Source organism: Streptomyces sp. NPDC104381 (assembly GCF_055583745.1).
In genome coordinates this window covers 1-21,455 of the sequence record NZ_JBVJNK010000010.1, presented here as the reverse complement: position 1 = coordinate 21,455, position 21,455 = coordinate 1, and the positions used below count along the sequence as shown (strand labels likewise).

The following is a 21,455-nucleotide window of genomic DNA, read 5'->3' as shown; positions in this document are numbered from 1 at the left end:
CGTCGTTCCGGGCGGCGCTCGCACGGCGCCGGGCAGGTCGGGTCAGGCGGCGGGCTGGGGCTCGCCGAACCAGCGGGTCAGGGCGGATCCGAGCCCCTCGGGGGCGCCGTCGGTGCTCACCCAGGCCACATAGCCGTCGGGGCGGACCAGCAGGCTCGCGGCCGGCGCGTCGGCGTCGGCGCGGGTCGCGGTGACGATGTCGACGCGGTCCGCCCAGCCCGCGGCGGCCGCGCGCAGCTCGGCACTGTCGTGCAGGTCGAGCAGGACCGGGCGCCCCTGGTGGAGCAGCGCGTACGTGGAGGACTTCTCGTCGCCGGTGATCAGCTCCTGGTCCGGCAGACGGCGGCCGAGCAGCGGGTGGTCGCCGGGGGCGGCGCCGTAGGTGATGTCCAGGCCGGTGACCAGGCCGACGAGGTGGCGCTGCACCTCCTCGATCTTCACGAGGTCGGCGAAGATGTCGCGCAGCGGCTGCATCTCGGGGCCGCCGAGGTAGAGGGAGCGCTGGACCAGCGTGTTGGCGACGATCATGGCGCCGACCGGGTGCCGTTCGGCGTGGTAGGTGTCCAGCAGGCTGTCGGGGGCCTGGCCCTTGACCACCGCGGCGAGCTTCCAGCCCAGGTTGACCACGTCGCCGACGGCGGCGCTGATGCCCTGCGCGCCGATGGGCAGGTGGATGTGGGCGGCGTCGCCGGCGAGGAAGACCCGGCCCTTGCGGTACTCGGCGGCGTGCCGGCTCGCGTCGGTGAAGTAGCTGGTCCACAGCGGTGTCGCACCGGTGATGTCCTCGCCGGTCACCCGCTGGAAGGACTCGGCCACCTCCTGGAAGGTGGGCGGCTCCTGGGTCGGGCGGACACCGGCGCCGCGCTCGAACACGACGACCCGGGTGGCCTTCGGCCCGAGGGGCAGGACGACGACCATGCCGGCCTCGCCGACCTCACCGGTCGGGCGGATCCGCAGCGGTACGCCCGTCACGTCGGCCATCTTCATCTCGATGGTGGCGTTGGTGCCGGGGAAGTCGATGCCGGCCAGACGCCGGACGGTGGAGCGTGCGCCGTCGCAGCCCACCAGGTAGGAGGCGCGCAGGCGTTCGGACCCGTCGGGGCCCTCGGCCTCGACCTCGATGCCGTCCGCGGTCTCGGTCATGCCCACGACCTGGTGGCCGCGGCGTATCTCGGCACCCAGGCCCACGGCCCAGGTGTGGAGGATGCCCTCGGTGCGGGACTGCGGGACGCCCCGTACGCCGAAGTTGCCGCCCTCGATGATGCGGTAGTCGATGGGGAGGCCGCCGAAGTGGCCTCCGGGAATGGTGTCCAGCTCGCCGAATTCCTCGAGGAGTCCGCGCTGCCCGAATTCCTCGATGGTTCGGGCGGAGAATCCCAGGGCGCGGGACTGCTGCATGGGCTTGGTGAGCTGGTCGAGCACGATGACGGAAAGCCCCGAAAGGCGGAGCTCGCCGGCGAGCATGAGTCCCGCGGGACCCGCTCCGGCAACAATCACATCGGCATTCAAGTCGTCCATCTTCCCTCTCCCGCTGGTGTTTTCTTCAGTATTCCGACGGGACCGGGGAAGCTGAACGGTCTCCGGTACAGGGCTCTGACAAGTTCGTCAGATCTCCGGTATGTGTGTCAGCCGGTGCTCCGGAGCTGCCCGGGGAAGACACGTGAGGGTGCCGGAAGCGCGGCTTCCGGCACCCTCACGGCTCTGCGTGTCCCCGCCGGGTCAGCCGCCGAGGACCCGGTCGACCCGGATCTCGATGACGGCCAGCCCCGGCGGCCGGGGCGGCGGCGACCAGAACCGCTTGGTGTAGAGGCGCACGCCCTCCGCGACCCGGGCCGGCTCGGTGGAGACCGTCGCGGTGCCCTCCAGCGTGATCCAGTGCCAGCCGGCCATCTGGCAGACCGACACCCGGCTGCCCGGCCGGGCCAGTACGTTCCTGGCCTTGCGCCGTGTCACCGCGGTCATGACCCGGGCCAGACCCGTGTCCTTGTCCCAGGTGAACCGGACCGGCGCCGTGTGCGGGCTGCCGTCGGGACGGAGGGTGGTGAAGGTGCACAGGTGGTTCTCCGTCAGGAACGCCTGGGCCTCGGCGGAGAGTACGGGCGTCGGTGTCCGTGTCGGTGCCATGGGATGTTCCGTTCCTCAGGCGGCCGGGGTGCCGGCGGGCAGGTCCTTGGCCTTGGTCAGCGGCAGCAGCACCAGGGTGACCAGGAGCCCGGCCGCCGCGAATCCGGCGCTGATGAGGAAGGCGTCGTGGAAGACCGTGGTGCGGGCCTGGTCGACCAGCTCGGGGACGCCCTTGCTCTGTGCCTCCAGCTCGTCGATCCGGCGGAAGGCGTAGGTGGCGGCGACGGCGAGGCCGAGGGCGCCGCCGATCTCCTGGGAGGTGTTGATGAGGCCGGCGGCCAGACCCGACTCGTGCTCCTCGGAGCCGGCGAAGGCGGAGATCTGGAGCGGCACGAAGGAGGCACCGAGACCGAGGCCGCAGATGATGAACGCGGGCAGCAGGTCGACGAGGTAGGCCGCGTCGGACGGGGCCCTCCACAGCAGGAGCATGCCGGTGCCGACGAGCGTCAGACCGGTCATCAGGACCGGCTTGGCGGCGACCTTGGTGACGACCTGGGAGGCGATGCCCGCGCCGACCGCGGTGGTCAGGGCGAGGGGGACGTACGCCAGACCGGTGGTGATGGCCGAGTAGTCGAGCACCTGCTGCATGAAGAGGCTGGCGAAGAAGAACAGGCTGACGCAGGTGCCCAGGAGCAGGATCGCGATGATGTTGGCGGCACGCAGGGACGGGCGGCGGAAGACGCCGAGCGGCATCAGCGGGGCGGCCGCGCGGCGCTCGATCAGCAGGAAGCCGATCAGGAGCAGGGCGGAGAGCGCGAACCCGCCGTAGATACGGGCCATCGGGACGTCGGAGTCGTCGACGGTCTGGCCGAGGGTGAAGATCAGCAGGATCAGGCCGGCGGTGAGGACGACGGCGCCCGCGACGTCGAAGCTGCGGGTGCGCTCGGCGGCGCGGCTCTCACCGACGATCATCGGGGCGACGACGGCGCCGATGAGACCGATCGGCACGTTGAGGAAGAAGATCCAGCGCCAGCCGGGCCCGTCGGTGAGCAGCCCGCCCAGGGTGACACCGGCGACGGCGGCGACCCCGCTGAGCGCGCCCCACACACCGAGCGCCTTGTTGCGCGCCGGGCCCTCCTCGAAGTTGTTCGTCAGCAGGCTGAGCGCGGCGGTGGCCATGAAGGCGGCGGCCAGACCCTGCCCGGCGCGTGCGCCGATCAGCATGGCGGAGTTCTGCGCCAGGCCCGCGAGCAGCGAGGACACGGCGAAGAGGACCAGGCCGGTCTGGAGCATCCGGCGGCGGCCGAGGGTGTCGGCGAGCCGGCCGGTCAGCAGCAGGAAGCCGCCGAGGAGCATGCCGTACGTGGTGACGACGTACTGCAGGGCCGTCTGGGAGATGTGGAGCTCGTCCTCGATGGTGGGCAGGGCGACGTTCACGATCGACACGTCGAGGAAGGTCATGAAGCCGGCCAGGCAGAGGAAGGCCAGGATGAGGCCGGGGCGGTGGGCGGGCCCGCCGTCCGGCTTCACTGCGGAGGTGCTCGGGGACTCTTGGACTGACATGACAACTCCTACGGGAACGCGGAACGGATGAGGGGACGGGACGGGGAGAGCGGATGGAGCCGGTGGACCGGGTGGGTCCCGGGCGATGCTCGGAGCCGGTGGAGCCGGGGTGGAGCCCGGTGGCGCGGGGAGAACGGCATGGCTGACTGTCGGTGACGACGGCGGTGCTCTGTGACGTCTTCCAGGAAGCTAGCATCCTGGGTAAAGTAGGTACCTAGAGGAAAGTGACTACCTGGAGGGTTCGCATGACCACCAGCAGCACCGCCATGGCAGCCGTCGGGGGCGCCCCCGCACACGGCGCGACCTCGGCGCAGGCGTGCCCGATCGCCCCGGTGCTCGACATCGTCTTCAGCCGGTGGACGACGCCGATCCTCTGGACGCTGCACGCCTTCGGCCGCCAGCGCTTCGTCGTGCTGCAGCGCAACATCGGCACGATCACCCCGAAGGTGCTCACCCAGCGTCTGCGGCAGATGGAGCGCGACGGGCTGGTCCTGCGCACCTACCACCCCGAGGTGCCCCCCAGGGTGGAGTACGAGATCAGTGAGCTCGGCAGCAGCCTGGCGCCGCTCTTCGCCCACCTCGCCGACTGGTCCGCCGACAACCTGCCGCGCGTGGAGCAGGCACGGGAGGAGTTCGACACCGCGGAGGAGACGGCCGCCGGCCGCGGTCGCTGAGCGGGCGGTCCGGCGGCGGCGCGCCGCGCCCGGGGCGTCAGCTCGCGCGCGCGGCTGCCGCATCGCCGTCCAGCTCACGCATGGTCCCCTGGAAGAAGATCAGCGGATCCTCCTGGGCGGCCGGTGCCCCGAGTTCGACGACCTCGCCGAGCAGGATGGCGTGGTCGCCGCCGTCGTACTCCGTGATCAGACGGCAGTCCAGGAAGGCCAGTGCCTCGCTGAGGACCGGCAGTCCGGCCTCCGAGCGGTGGTGGACGACCTCGTCCATCCGCGCGGAGGCGCGGCCGGCGAACGCCCAGGCCAGGCTCTGCTGGTGCTGGGTCAGGAAGTTGACCACGAAGCCGCCCGACTCCTGGACCACCGGCAGCAGTCGGGAGGCGCGGTGCAGGCAGATGAGCACCAGCGGCGGCTCCAGCGAGACCGAGGTGAAGGAGTTCACCGTGGTGCCGGCGGCCTCCTGCCCCGCGCCGGAGGTGATGACCGTGACGCCGGTGGCGAAGTTCCCGCACACGTCGCGCAGGGCGCGCCCGTCGACCGGGGCCGTTTTCTTGGTGGTTGCTGACTGGACAGGGATCACGACATGCCCTTTCTCAGGTGCGTGGGGTGATGAGGTGCGCGGCGTCCTCCGGCACGCGCTGCTTCCCGGGTACGTCCGGGTCCGTGCCGTGCCCTGCGGGGACGGCGGGGAGCGCGGGGCGGGAGAGCAGCGGGCCCACCATCGCGGTGGTGACCAGCGCCATGATCACGAGCATGGTGAACATGCGCCCGTCCAGGACGCCGAGGCTGACGGCCGCGTTGAGGATGATGAGTTCGGTCAGGCCCCTGGTGTTCATGAGAAGGCCGAGGTCCATGGAGTCCCGCCAGGTGAAGCCGGCCAGCCGCGCCGGCACGATGGCGCCGATCAGCTTGCCCGCACAGGCCACCCCGATGATCAGGGCGAGCCCGACGTAGTCCGAGCGGGTCAGCGCGCCGAGGTCCACACCGAGACCGGTGACGATGAAGAAGACCGGCAGCAGGACGGTGCTCACGTTGCTCATCGGCTTGCGCAGGTGCTCGGTCAGCACCCGGGCGGGCTCGCGCGGCATCACGAAGCCGAAGAGGAACGCCCCGAAGATCGCGTGGATGCCGATCCAGGTGGTCAGCACCGCCGATCCGAGCGCGCCCGCGCTCAGCACCGCCAGCAGCATCGGCCAGCGCTCCGCCGCCGCCCAGCGCCACACCAGGCGGGCCACCAGCGGCCGGACGACCAGGAACATCAGCGCGACGTAACCGACGCTGAGCAGGGCGATCCGGCCCAGCTGGGTGTAGTCGCCGTCCGAACTCACGAGGGCGGAGACGTACGCCAGGAGACACCAGGCCAGCAGGTCGTCGACGGCGGCACTGGCCAGGGACAGTGAGCCGATCCGGGTCCCCAGGAGCCGGTTCTCGGTGAGGACGCGGGCCAGCACCGGGAAGGCGGTCACCGACATGGCCGTGCCGAGGAAGGTGGCGAAGGCGACGAAGGAGATCTCCTTGCCGGCCACGGTCGCGTGTTCGTCGTACAGCACGGGCGCGAGCGCGACACCGAGGCCGAACGACAGGACGATGGACGACATGGAGACGCCGGCCGCGAGCCCCGCGTGCGGCCGGACCAGGCGCCTCTCGAACTCCCAGCCGACCACGAACATGAAGAGGACGAGCCCGACCTGGGCCACCGCCGACAGCAACGGGCGTACCTCGGCGGGGAAGAGGCGCTCCGACACGTTGCCCGGCAGCAGCCCGAGAGCGCTGGGTCCCAGCAGGATGCCCGCGGTGATCTCACCGACCACCACGGGCTGACGGAACCGCTGGGCGAGCCGGCCGAGCAGGGCGCCCGCCAGCAGCACCACGCCGATCCCGAGCAGCAGCATCGCGAGGGTCGACTCCTTGACCCCGCCGGCCGCCAGGGCGTTCACCGGGACTCCTGGGACCCGGGCGGGGCACCCTCGGTCCACAGGACCCGGAACGACAGCGCCGAGATCCGCCAGCCCTCATCGGTCAGCCGGGCCTCGCCCGTGGCCAGCGTGCCGGCGGTGAACAGCGGCCGGCCTCCGGTGCCCGGGTGGTGCACATGGGTCGAGACGAGGTTGGCACGCAGCACCGCGCGCCCCTCCTCCTCGATGTCCACCACCGCGGGAGAGCCCAGATGCTGGGTGGCGGCGAAGGCCGCGAGCGAATCACGGTGATAGGCGGCGAGCCCTTCGAGGCCCTTGTGGCCGCTCATGGGGAACTCGACCCGGGCGTCACGGGTGAACAGCGCCGCGGCCCACGCGTCGTCCAGTTCCTCGTCGTCGAGACCGATGAGATACCGGTCAAGCAGCGTACGTATGTCGGCTATTGCCTGGCCTGGATGCATTACCCGAGCATGGCCGCCATTCCAATGGCGGGCCAAGGCCGCTTTTCAGAGACCTGACGAATATGCGGAAGATCTTACGCGCGCACCGGAAACTTGACAGAACCGCGCCGAATCATGACGGGTGAGGCCTTTCCCGCGCCACTTTTCCCCTGCCAGGCTGTGACGGGAACACCCGGCCCGAGTGTTTATGGCCGTTCGCACATCCCTTTCCTCGAATGGAAGAGAAGAGAATGCCGAAGATTGCAGCCGACGGTCAGCATCTGACTGTTCTCAACCTGTTCTCGACCGACGTCCCGGAGAAGCAGGTGAAGCTTCTCGCCGCGATGCGGGAGATCGTCGATTCCGCCGCCTACGAGGGCTGGATCTCCAGCACCGTCCACGCGGGCGAGGACAAGCCGGGCACCGCCAACTTCATCCAGTGGAACAGCGCCGAGGACCTCGAAGCCCGTTACGCCGGCGAGGAGTTCAAGCACCGCACGCTGCCGCTGTTCGGTGAGATCACCACCTCGATCCGGCTGCTGCAGAACGAGATCGCCTTCACCCAGTCGAAGCCCGGGCTGGACGGCACCGAGATCTCCCCGGACCGCGACGACTACACCGCCATCGAGCTGTTCGGTGTCGCCGAGGAGGAGCAGGAGGACCTCGTCGACGCGCTGGGCACCTCACAGGAGTGGCTCCAGGACGTACCGGGCTACCGCACCCACACCGTGCTCCGCGGTCTGCGCGCCCGTGGCGTCGAGGGCAAGTTCGTCGTCTCCTACTCGCAGTGGGACAGCAAGGAGGCGTACGACGCCTTCCGCGGCACGCCGGAGGCGGACCGCGCTCCGGAGCGTCAGAAGGTCGACGCCCGGGTCGCCGCCCTGGCGACCTGGCAGGACTCCAACACCTACCGCGTCGTCCACACCCGCGCCGCGGGCGAGTGACGGCCGGCCCGGCCGGGGTCCCGGCCGGGCGCGCGTAGCGCTACGTACGCCTCGTGGCGGTCCCGGACGGGACCACCCGCACTGCCGCTGCCGGGCACCGACCGGCAGCGGCAGTCCCGGCTTCCGGCCCGTCGGCGGACCGGGCAGACAGTGTTCTTCCCCTCGCGGGCGAATCGGGCGCCGGACTCCCCGGGAGGGCCGCGCCGTCGTCACGGGTCGACACGGCGACGGCCACCGCCCCATGGGCTGATCCGGCACCCGCACTCCCCGCGCCCTTCACGGACGAGGAGTCCGCACATGAATGAATCAGGCGTGCGCCGGACGGCGCACGAGATCACCGTGGCCGTGCCGGCCGCCACGGTCCACCGGCTGCTGGCCGACGTGGAGAACTGGCCGAGGGTCTTCCCCGCGACCGTCCACGTCGCCCACGACGAGGCGCCGGAGGGCGAGCAGCTGCTGCGCATCTGGGAGGCCGGCGACGGACCGCTGCGGTCCCGGCGGCTGCGCCGGATCGTCCAGGACGCCGAACTCCGCGTCAATTTCGAGCGGTTGCACGTCGAAGCGCCGCTGTCCTCACTGGGCGGCGCCTGGGTCGTCGAACCGCTCGGGGAGGACTCCGCGCGGGTCCGGCTGCTGCACGAATTCCGGGTCTCCGGGGACGAGGCCGCCCTGGACCGGGCCGCCGAGGAGGTCGGGAGCGGCGCCACGGCCGAGCTGGTGGCGTTGAAGGAGAACGTGGAGCGGGTCCACGCCACCGACGACGTCACCTTCTCCTTCGAGGACACCGTCCACATCGCCGGCTCCGCCAAGGACGCCTACGACTTCATCGACCAGGCCGGACTCTGGCCCGAACGCCTCCCCCACGTCCACAGCGTCACCCTCACCGAGGACACCCCCGGCCTCCAGACCCTCACCATGGACACCCGCGCCAAGGACGGCTCCGTCCACACCACCACCTCCCACCGCGTCACCTTCCCCCACCACCGCATCGCCTACAAACAGACCACCCTCCCCGCCCTCATGACCCTCCACACCGGCCTCTGGACCTTCACCGACACCCCCACCGGCACCACCGCCACCTCCCAGCACACCGTCACCCTCAACACCGACAACATCACCCGCATCCTCGGCCCCCAAGCCACCACCCAAGACGCCCGCACCTACGTCCACACCGCCCTCTCCACCAACAGCCTCGCCACCCTCAACCACGCCAAAGACCACGCGGAGAAGCGCTGATGGCGGTGGGCGAGGCGCTGTCCATAGGCGAGGGGGAGCTGCATCTGTGGCTGCTGCCGCCGCCGCTCTCGCCCCGTGAAGTGCCCATCGGCGAGCTCGACGCGCTGGAGCGACGGCGCGCGGCGGCGTACGTCACCGCCGAGAACCAGCGGATGTACGCCGCGGCCCACGTGGGCCTGCGCCGCGTGCTCGCCGTCTACACCGGTGTGGAGCCGCGACTGCTCTCCATCGCGGGCGAGCGCTACGACGGGGCCGGCGGCCGGCACGGCAGGCCGCGGGTGCTGGGGATGCCGGGCGCCCCGGAGTTCTCCCTCTCGCACAGCCACGGCCTGGCCGTGGTGGCGGTGACCCGGCCGCGGGTGGGCGCCGACGTCCAGCGGCTGCCGTCCGAGGCGACGGCCGAGGCCTGCCTGCCCGCTCTGCACCCGGCCGAGCGGGACGAGCTCGGGCGGCTGTCCGGGGCCGAGCGGACCCGGGCGTTCGGCCGGCTCTGGACCCGCAAGGAGGCGTATCTGAAGGGGCTGGGGACCGGGCTGGGCCGAGGGGTCCATCTCGACTACCTGGGCGAGTACGGGACGGGCGACCGCCCCGACGGCTGGGTGGTCGGCAACCTCCCGCTGTGCGAGAGCCATATCGCCGCGGTGGCGGTGATGGGCGGCGGCGACCGGCGCGTCCTCATCCGGTCCGTACCCGAACCCCTCCTGTACGCCCATGACGCCGCCGACCGGATCGCCACGGTGGAGCCGGGCCTGCACGCCCTGCTGCGGGACACCGTCGGCGGGGCACGGGACAGCACACGAGCGGCCTGACACGCGGGCCTGACACGGCAAGGAGCACCGAGGGGCCGGGGATTCCTCCCCGGCCCCTCGGTGCTCCTTGTGTGCGAAGGGCGCTCAGGCCGCCCTGGCCACCGGCCCCGGGCCCGACCGCCAGGTGCGCGGGCCGTCGAAGCCGGCGACCCGGTCCGGGCGCTGCCACAGGGCGACCGCCTGGTGGCGGCGGGCCAGGTCGTCGGGCTCCACGCCGGCGGCGGCCGCACGGGCCATCAGGACCGCGGTCAGAGCGGCCAGTTCCTCCGGGGAGACGTTCCCCTTGACGACGCGGAGCGAGAGCCCGGCGGACCGCACGTCCGCCCCCGTGTCCGTCTCCGTGTGCGTGTCCGTCCTCATGGCTGCTCCTCGGGTCACTGGGGCGGGTTGCCGTGCTTGCGGCGCGGCAGGTCGGCGTGCTTGGCGACGAGCATGGACAGCGAACGGGCCAGCACCGAGCGGGTGTCGCGGGGATCGATGACGTCGTCGACCAGGCCGCGTTCGGCCGCGTAGTACGGATGGACGAGCTCCTCCCTGTACTGCTCGATCTTCTCCCTGCGCATGGCCTCGGGGTCGTCGGCCGCGGCGATCTCCCGCCGGAAGACCACGTTGGCTGCGCCTTCCGCGCCCATCACGGCGATCTCGTTGGCCGGCCAGGCCAGCGCGATGTCCGCACCGATCGATCGCGAGTCCATGACGATGTACGCGCCGCCGTACGCCTTGCGGAGCACCACCGACACCCGGGGCACGGTCGCGTTGCAGTACGCGTACAGCAGCTTGGCCCCGCGCCTGATGATGCCCTCGTGCTCCTGGTCGACGCCCGGCAGGAAGCCCGGCACGTCCACCAGCGTGACCAGCGGGATGTTGAAGGCATCGCAGAACTGCACGAACCGGGCGCCCTTCTCGCTCGCCCGGATGTCCAGGACGCCCGCCATCGCGGCGGGCTGGTTGGCGACGATGCCCACGGTGTGCCCGTCGATCCGGGCGAGCGCGCAGACGATGTTCTGCGCCCAGGCCGCGTGCACCTCCATGAAGTCCCCGTCGTCGACGAGTTCCTCGACGACGCCCCGGATGTCGTACGAACGGTTCCCGTCGACGGGCACCAGGTCGAGGAGCGCGTCACCGGGGCGGTCGGCCGGGTCCCCGGTGAGCACGGTCGGCGGCAGCTCCCGGTTGTTGGAGGGCAGCAGGGAGATCAGGTACCTGACCTCCGCGAGGCAGGTCTCCTCGTCGTCGTGGACGAAGTGGACCGCGCCCGACCTCCCCGCGTGCACGTCGGCGCCGCCGAGGCCGTTCTGGGTGATCTCCTCGCCGGTGACCGCCTTCACGACGTCCGGTCCGGTGATGAACATCTGGGAGATGTCGCGGACGGCGAAGACGAAGTCGGTCAGCGCCGGGCTGTAGGCCGCGCCGCCGGCGCACGGGCCGAGCATCACGCTGATCTGCGGGATGACACCGGAGGCGCGGGTGTTGCGCTGGAAGATCCCGCCGTACCCGGCGAGCGCCGAGACGCCCTCCTGGATACGGGCGCCGGCGCCGTCGTTCAGCGAGACCAGCGGGGCACCGGCCGAGATGGCCATGTCCATGATCTTGTGGATCTTGGTGGCGTGGGCCTCGCCCAGCGCCCCGCCGAAGACCCGGAAGTCATGGGCGTAGACGAAGACCGTCCGGCCCTCGACCGTGCCCCAGCCGGTGACCACGCCGTCGCCGTACGGCTTCTTGGCCTCCAGGCCGAAGCCCGTGGCCCGGTGTCTGCGCAGCGCCTCCACCTCGGAGAAGCTGCCCTTGTCCAGCAGCAGTTCGATCCGCTCGTGCGCGGTCAGCTTGCCCTTGGCGTGCTGGCGGTCGGTGGCACGGGGATCGGGTCCGTGCCTGGCCTCCTCCTTGCGGGACTCCAGTCCGGTGAGCCGTTCGGTGAGTGCGTCGGGTGTCGCGGGCGGCATGTGCGGGTCTCCTGTCTGTATCGGCGGTGCACGGGTGGCGGGTGCCGGTCGTCGAGGCCCTCCCCGCTTCTTCGCCCGTACGCGGTGCGTTCGGCGCGGCCCTCCCGGGGCCGTACGCGGTTCAGGCGGGCGCCCCCGCACGGGCCAGGCACTCCTCCAGGAAGGCCAGGGCCCGCAGGTGGTAGGCGCGGGCGGCCCAGCCGAGGCTGATGTTGTGGCCCGCTTCCGGCTGCCGGTCGACGGTGACGAACGGCGAGGCGGTGAACAGACCCGCGAGTTCGGCGAGGTCCTCCTCGCCGTGCCGCCACCACAGTTCGCGCTCGGCGAAGGTGAGCCGGACCGGTACGGAGACCCGGGCGGCGGCCGCGGCGAAGCTCGCCGGCCAGTGCGCCGCCTCCGCCCGCTCCCGCACCGGCATGGGCGCGACCAGGGCGGCGGCGTCCCGGAACGTGTTGGGCGGATAGAAGCGCAGGGCGCCCCAGTTGCGCTTCCAGTGACCGTGCCGGTGGGGGTCGCGCAGATCGCCGGTGTCGACGGCGTAGTCCCGGCCGCAGCCGGAGACATCCATCCCGAGCAGGGGTGGCGCGGCCGGGTCCCGGCGGTCCTGGGCGGCCGCGTACGTCAGGGCGAGCTTCCCGCCGAAGGAGTGCGCGACGAGGAACACCCCTGCGCCGGTGGGACAGCGGTCGGCCAGATGGGCCAGCGCGGCACCGAGGTGGGCGGACTGCTCCGACAGGTCCTGGCCGTACGGCAGTTGGGATGCCGACAGGCCGTATCCGGGACGGTCCACCGCGACGACGGTGTAGCCGAGTGCGGCACCGAGGGCGAGGAGGGAGACGTCGGGGTGGGCCTGGCCGTCGAAGTAGCCCGCCCGCATGCCGCCGCCGTGCACCGCGACGACCGTGGCACGCGGGGTGCCCTGCGGCTGGGCGATCAGCGCGGAGAGCCGGCAGGACCCGGCTTCCAGGACCACCGGCCTCACACCGGGGGACATCGCGGGCGCGGTGACCGGCTCGGCCGCGGGCGCGGTCACGGTGTGGCCCGGACGGTGCGGGTGAGCTGTGGTGCTCGGCTCATGTTCTCCTCCTGGTACCTGATGGGGATGGCTGCGCGGCCGTGCGTAGGGGCCGGTCAGGCGGGGGTGCCGAACCAGCGGCGCAGGGCGTCGCGGAGCCCCGAGGGGCCGGCGCCCGCCCAGGCGACATAGCCGTCGGGGCGGACCAGGACGGCCGCCGCGCCCGCGAAGACACCGGGATCCTGGGGCACACCGGTGACGAGGGACACCCGGTCCTTCCACCCGGCGGCCGCCTCCCGTACGTCCGGGTCGTCGGCCAGATCGAGGACGAGCCCCTGGGCGGAGTGCAGCAGAGTCGGTGTGCCGACGGGTCCGGACGCCGTCGTCAGGACACGCGGCGGCAGCCTGCGTCCGAGCAGCGGGTGGTCTCCCCCGCCCTCCCCGCCCACGTCGTACCGCACGTCGAGATGGCTGACCACCCCGGCGAGGAACCGCTTCACCGGGTCCAGCTCGATGAGTCCCGCGAACAGCGTCCGCAGCGGCTCCGACTCCTCGCCGCCGAGGAACACCGTGCCCTGCGCGAGGGTGTTGGCCAGCAGGCGCGCACCGGCCGCGTGCCGCTCGCCGTGGTAGGTGTCGAGCAGCCCTTCGGGCGCCCAGCCCCGCACCACCGCGGCCAGCTTCCATCCGAGGTTGACGGCGTCCTGGACGCCGGTGCTCAGCCCCTGGCCGCCGGCCGGCAGGTGGATGTGCGCGGCGTCCCCGGCCAGCAGCACGCGACCGCGCCGGTACTCGCTCGCCTGCCGGGTGGCGTCGGTGAACGAGCTGACCCAGTCGGCGCTGCCCCCGGATATGTCCTCGCCGGTCAGCCGCTGCCAGGCCGCCGCGACCTCCTCGAAGCCGGGGGTACTGCTCCGGTCGGCGGGCGGTGCGCCGTGCTCGCACACGATGATCCGGTCCACGCCCTCGGCGAGCGGCGCGGCCATCACCATCCCTGCCGGGACCCGCTCGCCGAGGAACCGCGGCGGGATCGAGCAGCCGACGACGTCGGCGAGGTACATGCCGCGCGTGGCGTCCGTACCGGGGAAGGAGAAGCCGGCGCTCCTGCGGACCAGGCTGTGACCGCCGTCGGCGCCCACCAGATAGCGGGCGCGCAGTCGGCGCTCGCCCTCCGGGGTCGCGGCGGTGACGGTGACCGAGTCGGCGTCCTGGGTGAGGCCGAGCAGCTCCCAGCCACGGCGGAGCTCGGCGCCGAGCTCCAGCGCCCACTCCTCCAGGACCGCCTCGGTCCGGGACTGCGGGATGCCGCGCGCCCCGAAGTGCGCGTCCTCCAGCGCGGTGAAGTCGAACTGCACCCCGCCGAAGTGCCCCATCGGGCTCGTCTCCAGCCCGCCGAAACGGGGCACGAGACCGCGCTGGTCGAAGGACTCCAGGGCGCGGGCGGTGAACCCCAGGCCCCGGGACTGCCCGGTGGGGCGCTCCAGACGTTCGAGGACGACGACGTCCGCGCCGCCCAGTCGCAACTCCCCTGCCAGCATGAGCCCGGTGGGCCCCGCGCCGGCGATGATCACGTCGGCGTCGAGCTGTTCGGCGTCGATCGCTTCGGCGTCGATCACTTCGGCCGTGACGTCGGCATCCATGGCTGTGCCTTCCTGGTTCCTGCCGTCGTCTCAGCGTGCGGCAGCGGTTTCGGTGGACTGGTGCGGGGCGCTGCGCACGCGGTCCGGTTCCCCGAACCACCGGCGCAGCGCGGTGTGCAGAGCGGGGTCACCGGCGCTCCGGCCGGCCCAGGCGACGTAACCGTCGGGCCGCACCAGCAGGGCTTCGCCGGCATGCAGCGGGGAACCGGGTGCGGGCCGCGCGGAGACCCGTACGACGCGTCGCCCGTACCGTGCCGCGCCGGGGAAGCCGCCGGGGGCGCGGTCCGCATCGGTGCTCCCGCCGGCGGCCCGGTCCGTGTCCGCGCCGAGGTCGAGCAGCAGGCCGGTGCCCCCGTGGAGCAGCTCCGCCGTACGGACCGTGGCGGCGCCGGCGGCCGGGTGGCCGATGAGTCCGGCCGGGGGCAGCCGGAGGCCGAGCAACGGGTGGTCACCGCCGTCGGCGAGGTCGTAGCGGACGGCCAGGCCGCTGATGGCCCCCGCGAGCCGGATCCGTACGTCGTCGAGGGCGATCAGCTCCGCCATGACCGCCCGCACCGGTTCGACCTCCGGTCCGCCGAGCAGCAGACGGGACTGCGCCCGGATGTTGGCCAGGACGTCGGCGCCGACGGCGTGACGCTCGGTGTGGTAGCTGTCCAGGAGGCCCGCGGGTGCGTCGCCTCGGACCTCGGCGGCCAGCTTCCAGCCCAGGTTGAAGGAGTCCTGCACCCCCAGGTTGAGGGCCTGTCCGCCGCTGGGCATCTGCTGGTGGGCGGCGTCCCCCGCGAACAGGATCCGGCCGTGGCGGTAGCGGTCGAGCTGGCGGCTCGCGTCGCCGAAGGCGTTGATCCACAGCGGGACACCGTGGCCGATGTCCTCGCCCGTCACCCGCTTCCAGGCGTCGACTACCTCCGCGAAGTCCGGTGCGCCCGTACGGTGGCGGGCCCTGCTGCCGAAGGCGTGCACCATCACCCGGGTGACGCCGTCGCGGGTGGCCGAGATCGCCAGGCCGTCCGGCAGCCTCAGGAAGCGCCGGTCCGGGGTGCGGATGCCGGAGACGTCGGCGCGCAGCAGCTCCCGTCCGGCGTCCCGGCCGGGGAAGTCCGCCCCGACGAGCCGCCGCACGGTGCTGTCCTCGCCGTCGCAGCCGACCAGATGGCGGGCCGAGACCCGGACCGGTCCTTCCGGGCCGAGGGCGTCGGCGCTCACCCCGTCCGGTCCGGTGGTCAGCCCGGTCAGCCGGTGACGGCGGCGCAGGACCGCGCCGAGCTCGGCGGCCCGGTCCTGGAGGAGCTCCTCGGTCCGGCCCTGGGGCACCTTCCACTGCCCGGGGTGCGAGCTGGGCAGGGTGAGGTCGAGCCCGATGCCGCCGAAGTGGCCGCGCGGTTCGCACGGCGGAGTGCCGAGCGCGGCCAGCAGGCCGCGGCTGTCCAGGATCTCCATGGTGCGGGCGTGGAGGGTGGTGGCCCGTGACTCGGTGGTCGGTCCCGGGCGCTCGTCGAGGACGATCACCTCGGCCCCGCCGAGCCTGAGCTCGCACGCGAGCATGAGTCCGGCGGGGCCGGCCCCGACCACCAGGACGTCGGTCCTCAGGGCGAGCGCGGTGTCCTGGGCGGCGCCCCGGTGGTCCGCTGCCATGTCAGGACTTCTTCTCCGCGTGGTCCTTGGCGTGGTTGAGGGTGGCGAGGCTGTTGGTGGAGAGGGCGGTGTGGACGTAGGTGCGGGCGTCTTGGGTGGTGGCTTGGGGGCCGAGGATGCGGGTGATGTTGTCGGTGTTGAGGGTGACGGTGTGCTGGGAGGTGGCGGTGGTGCCGGTGGGGGTGTCGGTGAAGGTCCAGAGGCCGGTGTGGAGGGTCATGAGGGCGGGGAGGGTGGTCTGTTTGTAGGCGATGCGGTGGTGGGGGAAGGTGACGCGGTGGGAGGTGGTGGTGTGGACGGAGCCGTCCTTGGCGCGGGTGTCCATGGTGAGGGTCTGGAGGCCGGGGGTGTCCTCGGTGAGGGTGACGCTCTTCACGTGGGGGAGGCGTTCGGGCCAGAGTCCGGCCTGGTCGATGAAGTCGTAGGCGTCCTTGGCGGAGCCGGCGATGTGGACGGTGTCCTCGAAGGAGAAGGTGACGTCGTCGGTGGCGTGCACCCGCTCCACGTTCTCCTTCAACGCCGCCAGCTCGGAACGGCTGTTCCTGTCGACCGCCTCGTCGATCCAGAGCAGGTCGTGCGGGTCGTCGCCGACGGCCCGGTAGTCGTGCAGCAGCCGTACGCGTGAGGAAGCGGACCCACCGGGCTGGGGCTCGATGATCCAGGTGCCGCCCATGGCCGCGACCGGGGGCGCCGTGACCTCCTGGCGGAAGGTGATGCGCAGGCCCTCGGCGTCGAGTTCACGGCGGGACGTCCAGTTCTTCGGCTGCCCGTTGGCGGTCGCCCAGATCCGGATCCGCTCCTGCGAGCCGTCGGACTCCACCTGGTCCACATGGATCGTCGGCGGGAAGATCCGCGGCCAGTTGGTGACGTCGGCCAGCAGCCGGTACACGTCCGGCGCGGGCGCGGCGATGGTGATCTCGTGCTCAACCTCGCGGGTTGTCATGGGACTTCCTCTTCGGGATCTGGGATGCCTCGGCACCCTCGGTGTACGGATCAGAAGTTGCCGAGGCCGCCGCAGACGTTGATGGCCTGGGCGGTGACGGAGGCGGCGGTGTCGGAGGCCAGGTAGGCGACCATCCCCGCGACCTCCTCCGGGGTGGAGTAGCGGCCGAGCGGGATCTTGGACTGGAAGCGGTCGAGGATGGCGTCCTCGGTGGTCTCGTACGCGGCGGCGTAGCCGGCCCGGACCCGCTGGGCCATCGGCGTCTCGACGTAACCGGGGCAGACCGCGTTGACCGTGATGCCGGTGGGGGCGAGCTCGTTGCCCAGCGCCTTGGTGAAGCCGACCACGCCGTGCTTGGAGGCGGAGTACGGGGCGCCGAGCACCACGCCCTGCTTCCCGGCGGTGGAGGCGATGTTGATGATGCGGCCACGGCTCTTGCCGCGCATGCCACCGGTGTTGAGGGCTTCCTTGGTCAGCCGGAAGACGCTGTTGAGGTTGGTGTCGACGACATCGGTCCACAGCTCCTCGTCGATGTCCGCGGTCACGCCGCCACCGGACCGGCCGGCGTTGTTGACCAGGACGTCGACGCTCCCGAACCGGTCGACCGCGGCCTGGACGAAGGCGGCGGCCGACGCCGAGTCGCGTACGTCCAGGACCGCCCCGTCGGCCTCCAGCCCTTCGGCCTGGAGCTCCTTCACGGTGGCGGCGACGTTCTCCGCGTTACGCGCCCCGATGAAGACCCGGTGCCCCTGGGCGCCCAGCGCCCGCGCGCTCGCGAGGCCTATGCCACTGGTGGCGCCCGTGATCAGGGCGACCCGCTTCTCCTGCAACGACATGTCTCTTCTCCGTGTGTTCCGTGAGTGGTGGGCCCGGGCGGTTCGCCCCGGCGGGTGCTTCGCGCGGTTCGCCCCGGCGGGTGCTTCGCGCGGTTCGCCCCGGCGGTTCGTCGGGCGGTTCGCCCTGGCGGTTCGTCGAGCGGTTCGTCCGGGCGGGGGCAGGTGGGTGCGCCCCGCCCGGACGCGGGAAGGAGTGGCCGGCCGGCTCAGGCGGCGCGCGGTGCCGCCAGGAGGTGCTCGTTGACCGCCGTGATCAGCGCGCGCGGGGTGTCCGCGTCGGTGAGCAGGTCCTCGTCCAGGACGATGCCGTACTCGCGCTCGATGCGGCTGCCGGTCTCCAGCAGGGCGAGGGACTCGTAGCCGAGCGCCTCGAACTGCACGTCGAGGATGTCTCCTTCGAGGTCGACGCCCTCGTCGGCCCCCGCGCCCTCCAGGAGAATGCGCCGCAGGTCGTCCAGGGTGAATTCGTGCGTGGTCATGTGGGTCGTCCTTTCGTCATGGTCATGCGTGGGTGGGCCGGAGGCCCGGGATGCGCGGGTGGTTCCTGGGGGGGCGGGCCCGGTGGAGGGAGCGGGCGGCGGTTCCGGGCAGCCGCGCCCGTCACGGGACGTACGTACGGGGGAAAGGGCGCCCCCCACCCGCAGGCACGGGGGATGAGACCGTGGGCGGGGGGCGGTTCTCGGGGTGCGGCGGGTCAGTCCGCCGCACGGACGACGACGGCGGAGTTGAAACCGCCGTAGCCGCGGGCCACCACCAGCGCCGTACGCACATCGGCGGTGCGCGGGTGCTCGGTGACCAGGTCGAGGCCGTACTCGGCGGCCGGCCGCGTGTTGACCGTCGGGGGGATGAGCCCCTCCTCGATCGCCAGCAGGGCGGTCGCCACGTCCAGCGGCGCCGCGCCCGAGTAGAGCCGGCCGGTCATCGTCTTCGGCGCGGTGACGGGGACGCCGCCCTCGCCGAACACGTCCACGAGGGCCCGGGCCTCGATCCGGTCGAGCTCGGGCACCCCGGCCGCGTCGGCGAAGACCACGTCCACGTCCTCCGGCCGTACGCCCGCGTCGTCGAGGGCGAACTCGATGGCCTTGCGCAGCGCGGGCTCGCGTCCGCTGCCGGGAGCGGCGTCGAAGGTCGCGCCGTAGCCGCAGACCTCTCCGTAGACGCGCGCCCCGCGCTCACGGGCCGAGTCGGCCGACTCCATGATGAGGATCGCGCCGCCCTCACCGGGCACGTAACCGGAGGCCTCGGCGTCGAACGGCAGGAACGCGCGCGCCGGTTCGTCGCTGCTGGTCAGTCGGTCGGCGGCGAGCTGCGCCACCCAGCCCCAGGGGCAGATGGAGGCGTCGACGCCACCGGAGACGATCATCCGGGTTCCCTTGCGGATCAGCCGGCGCCCCTGAGCCAGGGCGTCCAGACCGCCCGCCTCGTCGCTGACGATCACCCCGCTGGGGCCCTTGAGTCCGTTGCTGATGGAGATCTGGCCGCTGTTGACGGCGTAGAACCAGGCGAACGACTGGTACGCGCTGACGTACTGGCTGCCCTGGCTCCACAGCTTCTGCAACTCGTTCTGGCCGAACTCGAAACCGCCCGACGAACTGGCCGTCACCACGCCCATGTCGTACTCGGCGAGGTCCTTCGGGTCCACACCGGCGTCGTCGAGCGCCCACTGCGCGGCGACGAGCGCGAGGCGGGTCATCCGGTCCGTCTGCGGCAGCATCCTGCTCGGGAGCAGCTCCTCCGCGGCGAAGCCGGGGACCTCCCCCGCGAGGGTCGCCGGATAGGAGGAGGGGTCGAAGCGGGTGACCCGGCCTATGCCGTTCTTCCCGGCCCGCGTGGCGGCCCAGTAGTCCCGGGTGCCGAGGCCCGTGGGCGCGGTGATGCCCAGGCCGGTCACTACGACTGAGGGGGTCATGCCGCACTCCTCTCGGGGCGCGCCAGCACCATGGCGCTCTGGAATCCGCCGAAGCCGCTGCCCACGGTCAGCACCGCGTCGGTGAGCTGCTCCCGTGCCACCAGCGGTACGTAGTCGAGGTCGCACTCCGGGTCCGGGGTGTGCAGATTCGCGGTCGGGGGCACGACGTTGTGCTCCATCGCGAGAGCGGAGGCGGCGATCTCGATGGACCCGATGGCCCCGAGCGAGTGCCCCACCATGGACTTGATGGAGCTGACCGGGGTGCGGTACGCGTGGTCCCCGAGGCTCCGCTTGAACGCGGCGGTCTCGTGCCGGTCGTTCTGCTTGGTGCCGGAACCGTGCGCGTTGATGTAGTCGATCTCGGTCGCGTTCACCCGTGCCTCGCAGAGGGCGGCACCGATCGCCTCCGCCATCTCCTTGCCGTCCTGCCGCAGACCCGTCATGTGGTACGCGTTGGAACGGGTGGCGTAGCCGGCGATCTCGGCGTAGATGTGCGCGCCGCGCTTCTTCGCGCTCTCCAGCTCCTCCAGGACGAACACGGCCGAACCCTCGCCCAGGACGAAGCCGTTGCGGGAGCTGTCGAAGGGGCGTGAGGCGTGCTCGGGGTCGTCGTGCCGGGGCGTGGTCGCCTTGATCGCGTCGAAGCACGCCATGGTGATCGGCGAGATCGGGGCGTCCGAGGAACCGGCGATCATCACGTCCACGGAGCCCTCACGGAGCAGGTCGACGGCGTGGCCCACCGAGTCGATGCCGGAGGTGCAGCCGGTGGAGACCACCGTGCTCGGACCCTGCGCGCCCACGGCCCAGGCGACCTCGGCGGTGAAGGAGCTGGGCACCAGGTAGTTGTAGAGGTGAGGGACCGCGTACTCGTGGTCGACCAGGTGGAGCCGGCCTCCGTCACTGACCACGTTGTACTCCTCGTCGAGGCCCATGGTCGCGCCGACGGCGCTGCCGATGGTGACGCCGACGCGGTAGGGGTCGTAGGCGGCGAGGTCGATGCCGCTGTCGGCCACGGCACCGCGCGCGGCCACCACCGCGAACTGCGCGGCGCGGTCCATGCGCCGGATCTCCTGCGGCCCCAGACCGTGCTCCCGGGGGTCGAAGTCGATCTCCGCGGCGACCCGGGAGCGGAAGGGGCTCGGGTCGAAGAAGGTGATCCCGCGGGTGGCGGTACGGCCGTCGCTCAGCAGGTCCCAGAAGGCCTTCGCCCCGACGCCTCCGGGCGCGAGCACCTCGATGCCGGTGATGACCACGCGTCGCCCGTTCACGCGGAAGCCTCCCAGCTGTAGAAGCGCTTCGCCATCGCGTCCGCCGGGGAGCGCCAGGTGGCGGGGTCGTACGCCTCGATCAGCGGCTTGAGGTCCTCACTGATCTGCTGGAAGCGGTGGTCGTGGCGGGCTTCCTGTATCTGCCGGCCGCCCTGGTCCTCGTCGAAGTCCTGCAGGTGGAAATAGAGACCGCGGTACTCGAAGAGCTGCCGCCGGCGCGTGCCCATACGGTGAGGCATTTCGGTGTCGTCGAAGTCACGGAAAATCTTGGCGACATCAATGCTGGAAGCGGTGTCCATACGAGCCACGATCAGAGTGCTGTGCATGCTTTCCCTCTCCTCACTGCTCATTAATTCAATTTCAGTATCCGAGGCCCGTAAGGGGTTTTCAACGGAGCTTGTGTCAGGGCTTTGTCAGGCCGTGCAAGAATTCCGCAGCGCAGACGAACGGAATGCCGACACTCAGTCCTTGATCTCGCACACGACCGCGCCGGAGGAAATCGATGTCCCGACTTCGGCGGACAGGCCTTTCACGGTGCCGGAGCGGTGGGCGTTGAGGGGTTGTTCCATCTTCATGGCTTCGAGGACGACGATGAGGTCGCCTTCCTTGACTTCCTGGCCTTC

At 71.8% G+C, this 21,455-nt stretch carries 22 protein-coding genes; 4 read left to right on the top strand and 18 right to left on the bottom strand.

Annotated features, from left to right (window positions below):
* Positions 1–42 precede the first annotated feature (42 nt).
* The 3 genes from ACZ607_RS30415 to ACZ607_RS30405 form a co-directional block, all read right to left on the bottom strand.
* Positions 43–1,518, bottom strand: coding sequence for an FAD-dependent monooxygenase (locus ACZ607_RS30415; protein WP_469739985.1), 1,476 nt, complete (start codon positions 1,516–1,518; stop codon positions 43–45).
* Positions 1,519–1,719: 201 nt separating this feature from the next.
* The gene (locus tag ACZ607_RS30410; RefSeq protein ID WP_469739982.1) at positions 1,720–2,124 is read right to left on the bottom strand and encodes a pyridoxamine 5'-phosphate oxidase family protein; all 405 of its coding nucleotides are present in this window, start codon (positions 2,122–2,124) and stop codon (positions 1,720–1,722) included.
* 15 nt (positions 2,125–2,139) lie between these two features.
* Entirely contained in the window at positions 2,140–3,627 is a 1,488-nt protein-coding gene (locus ACZ607_RS30405) for an MFS transporter (RefSeq protein WP_469739979.1), read from the bottom strand.
* 266 nt (positions 3,628–3,893) lie between these two features.
* On the opposite strand from ACZ607_RS30405, the gene ACZ607_RS30400 reads away from it, so the two are divergent.
* Positions 3,894–4,301, top strand: a complete 408-nt coding sequence (locus tag ACZ607_RS30400) for a winged helix-turn-helix transcriptional regulator (protein ID WP_469740437.1) — start codon at positions 3,894–3,896, stop codon at positions 4,299–4,301.
* 37 nt (positions 4,302–4,338) lie between these two features.
* Here the strand turns inward: ACZ607_RS30400 and ACZ607_RS30395 are convergent, their stop codons facing one another.
* From ACZ607_RS30395 to ACZ607_RS30385, 3 genes are read right to left on the bottom strand one after another with little or no spacing between them, the layout of a single operon-like run.
* Positions 4,339–4,878 (bottom strand): flavin reductase family protein, encoded by a 540-nt coding sequence (locus ACZ607_RS30395; RefSeq protein WP_469739977.1) that lies wholly within the window; start codon positions 4,876–4,878, stop codon positions 4,339–4,341.
* Between the two features lie 13 nt (positions 4,879–4,891).
* Positions 4,892–6,235: a cation:proton antiporter domain-containing protein gene (locus ACZ607_RS30390; RefSeq protein WP_469739975.1), complete on the bottom strand. Its 1,344-nt coding sequence runs from the start codon at positions 6,233–6,235 to the stop codon at positions 4,892–4,894.
* Positions 6,232–6,675: a nuclear transport factor 2 family protein gene (locus ACZ607_RS30385; RefSeq protein ID WP_469739973.1), complete on the bottom strand. Its 444-nt coding sequence runs from the start codon at positions 6,673–6,675 to the stop codon at positions 6,232–6,234. The genes ACZ607_RS30390 and ACZ607_RS30385 overlap by 4 nt, the downstream gene beginning before the upstream one ends.
* Positions 6,676–6,905: 230 nt before the next feature.
* Here ACZ607_RS30385 and ACZ607_RS30380 point away from each other — a divergent pair, with 230 nt between their 5' ends.
* The 3 genes from ACZ607_RS30380 (at position 6,906) to ACZ607_RS30370 (ending at position 9,643) form a co-directional block, all read left to right on the top strand.
* Complete coding sequence (locus ACZ607_RS30380; RefSeq protein WP_469739971.1) at positions 6,906–7,598, top strand: antibiotic biosynthesis monooxygenase family protein; 693 nt, start codon at positions 6,906–6,908, stop codon at positions 7,596–7,598.
* Between the two features lie 297 nt (positions 7,599–7,895).
* Positions 7,896–8,834 carry an aromatase/cyclase gene (locus tag ACZ607_RS30375; protein WP_469739969.1) on the top strand — a complete coding sequence of 313 codons (939 nt, stop codon included), beginning with the start codon at positions 7,896–7,898 and terminating at the stop codon, positions 8,832–8,834.
* On the top strand, positions 8,834–9,643 hold the full coding sequence (locus ACZ607_RS30370) for a 4'-phosphopantetheinyl transferase family protein (protein WP_469739967.1): 810 nt from the start codon (positions 8,834–8,836) through the stop codon (positions 9,641–9,643). Before ACZ607_RS30375 ends, ACZ607_RS30370 begins: the two co-directional genes overlap by 1 nt.
* An 84-nt stretch (positions 9,644–9,727) precedes the next feature.
* Here ACZ607_RS30370 and ACZ607_RS30365 read toward each other — a convergent pair whose 3' ends face one another.
* From ACZ607_RS30365 to ACZ607_RS30310, 12 genes are all read right to left on the bottom strand, one after another.
* Positions 9,728–10,003 (bottom strand): acyl-CoA carboxylase subunit epsilon, encoded by a 276-nt coding sequence (locus tag ACZ607_RS30365; RefSeq protein ID WP_469739965.1) that lies wholly within the window; start codon positions 10,001–10,003, stop codon positions 9,728–9,730.
* 14 nt (positions 10,004–10,017) lie between these two features.
* Positions 10,018–11,586 carry an acyl-CoA carboxylase subunit beta gene (locus tag ACZ607_RS30360; protein WP_469739962.1) on the bottom strand — a complete coding sequence of 523 codons (1,569 nt, stop codon included), beginning with the start codon at positions 11,584–11,586 and terminating at the stop codon, positions 10,018–10,020.
* A gap of 121 nt (positions 11,587–11,707) precedes the next feature.
* Positions 11,708–12,619 carry an alpha/beta hydrolase gene (locus tag ACZ607_RS30355; protein WP_469739960.1) on the bottom strand — a complete coding sequence of 304 codons (912 nt, stop codon included), beginning with the start codon at positions 12,617–12,619 and terminating at the stop codon, positions 11,708–11,710.
* A gap of 98 nt (positions 12,620–12,717) precedes the next feature.
* Positions 12,718–14,241: an FAD-dependent monooxygenase gene (locus tag ACZ607_RS30350; protein ID WP_469739958.1), complete on the bottom strand. Its 1,524-nt coding sequence runs from the start codon at positions 14,239–14,241 to the stop codon at positions 12,718–12,720.
* 30 nt (positions 14,242–14,271) lie between these two features.
* Positions 14,272–15,876, bottom strand: a complete 1,605-nt coding sequence (locus ACZ607_RS30345) for an FAD-dependent monooxygenase (protein WP_469739956.1) — start codon at positions 15,874–15,876, stop codon at positions 14,272–14,274.
* Between the two features lies 1 nt (position 15,877).
* The gene (locus ACZ607_RS30340) at positions 15,878–16,819 is read right to left on the bottom strand and encodes an aromatase/cyclase (RefSeq protein ID WP_469739954.1); all 942 of its coding nucleotides are present in this window, start codon (positions 16,817–16,819) and stop codon (positions 15,878–15,880) included.
* A gap of 50 nt (positions 16,820–16,869) precedes the next feature.
* Positions 16,870–17,655 carry a 3-oxoacyl-ACP reductase FabG gene (gene fabG, locus ACZ607_RS30335; RefSeq protein WP_124277445.1) on the bottom strand — a complete coding sequence of 262 codons (786 nt, stop codon included), beginning with the start codon at positions 17,653–17,655 and terminating at the stop codon, positions 16,870–16,872.
* 206 nt (positions 17,656–17,861) lie between these two features.
* A complete protein-coding gene (locus ACZ607_RS30330; protein ID WP_469739952.1) occupies positions 17,862–18,134 on the bottom strand; it encodes an acyl carrier protein in 273 nt (90 codons plus the stop codon).
* A 215-nt stretch (positions 18,135–18,349) separates the two neighbouring features.
* A complete protein-coding gene (locus tag ACZ607_RS30325; protein WP_469739950.1) occupies positions 18,350–19,564 on the bottom strand; it encodes a ketosynthase chain-length factor in 1,215 nt (404 codons plus the stop codon).
* Complete coding sequence (locus ACZ607_RS30320; RefSeq protein ID WP_099177864.1) at positions 19,561–20,832, bottom strand: beta-ketoacyl-[acyl-carrier-protein] synthase family protein; 1,272 nt, start codon at positions 20,830–20,832, stop codon at positions 19,561–19,563. The genes ACZ607_RS30325 and ACZ607_RS30320 overlap by 4 nt, the downstream gene beginning before the upstream one ends.
* Positions 20,829–21,158: a TcmI family type II polyketide cyclase gene (locus ACZ607_RS30315; RefSeq protein WP_099177865.1), complete on the bottom strand. Its 330-nt coding sequence runs from the start codon at positions 21,156–21,158 to the stop codon at positions 20,829–20,831. The genes ACZ607_RS30320 and ACZ607_RS30315 overlap by 4 nt, the downstream gene beginning before the upstream one ends.
* Positions 21,159–21,293: 135 nt before the next feature.
* Positions 21,294–21,455 (bottom strand): acyl-CoA carboxylase biotin carboxyl carrier protein subunit (locus ACZ607_RS30310; protein WP_469740435.1); only part of this gene is annotated, 162 nt, incomplete at its 5' end.

Bases quoted from the DNA above. Each gene is read 5' to 3' on its own strand.
- ACZ607_RS30415 (WP_469739985.1), bottom strand. From the start codon at position 1,518: ATGGACGACTTGAATGCCGATGTGATTGTTGCCGGAGCGGGTCCCGCG.
- ACZ607_RS30410 (WP_469739982.1), bottom strand. From the start codon at position 2,124: ATGGCACCGACACGGACACCGACGCCCGTACTCTCCGCCGAGGCCCAG.
- ACZ607_RS30405 (WP_469739979.1), bottom strand. From the start codon at position 3,627: ATGTCAGTCCAAGAGTCCCCGAGCACCTCCGCAGTGAAGCCGGACGGC.
- ACZ607_RS30400 (WP_469740437.1), top strand. From the start codon at position 3,894: ATGGCAGCCGTCGGGGGCGCCCCCGCACACGGCGCGACCTCGGCGCAG.
- ACZ607_RS30385 (WP_469739973.1), bottom strand. From the start codon at position 6,675: ATGCATCCAGGCCAGGCAATAGCCGACATACGTACGCTGCTTGACCGG.
- ACZ607_RS30380 (WP_469739971.1), top strand. From the start codon at position 6,906: ATGCCGAAGATTGCAGCCGACGGTCAGCATCTGACTGTTCTCAACCTG.
- ACZ607_RS30375 (WP_469739969.1), top strand. From the start codon at position 7,896: ATGAATGAATCAGGCGTGCGCCGGACGGCGCACGAGATCACCGTGGCC.
- ACZ607_RS30370 (WP_469739967.1), top strand. From the start codon at position 8,834: ATGGCGGTGGGCGAGGCGCTGTCCATAGGCGAGGGGGAGCTGCATCTG.
- ACZ607_RS30365 (WP_469739965.1), bottom strand. From the start codon at position 10,003: ATGAGGACGGACACGCACACGGAGACGGACACGGGGGCGGACGTGCGG.
- ACZ607_RS30360 (WP_469739962.1), bottom strand. From the start codon at position 11,586: ATGCCGCCCGCGACACCCGACGCACTCACCGAACGGCTCACCGGACTG.
- ACZ607_RS30350 (WP_469739958.1), bottom strand. From the start codon at position 14,241: ATGGATGCCGACGTCACGGCCGAAGTGATCGACGCCGAAGCGATCGAC.
- ACZ607_RS30345 (WP_469739956.1), bottom strand. From the start codon at position 15,876: ATGGCAGCGGACCACCGGGGCGCCGCCCAGGACACCGCGCTCGCCCTG.
- ACZ607_RS30340 (WP_469739954.1), bottom strand. From the start codon at position 16,819: ATGACAACCCGCGAGGTTGAGCACGAGATCACCATCGCCGCGCCCGCG.
- fabG (WP_124277445.1), bottom strand. From the start codon at position 17,655: ATGTCGTTGCAGGAGAAGCGGGTCGCCCTGATCACGGGCGCCACCAGT.
- ACZ607_RS30330 (WP_469739952.1), bottom strand. From the start codon at position 18,134: ATGACCACGCACGAATTCACCCTGGACGACCTGCGGCGCATTCTCCTG.
- ACZ607_RS30325 (WP_469739950.1), bottom strand. From the start codon at position 19,564: ATGACCCCCTCAGTCGTAGTGACCGGCCTGGGCATCACCGCGCCCACG.
- ACZ607_RS30315 (WP_099177865.1), bottom strand. From the start codon at position 21,158: ATGCACAGCACTCTGATCGTGGCTCGTATGGACACCGCTTCCAGCATT.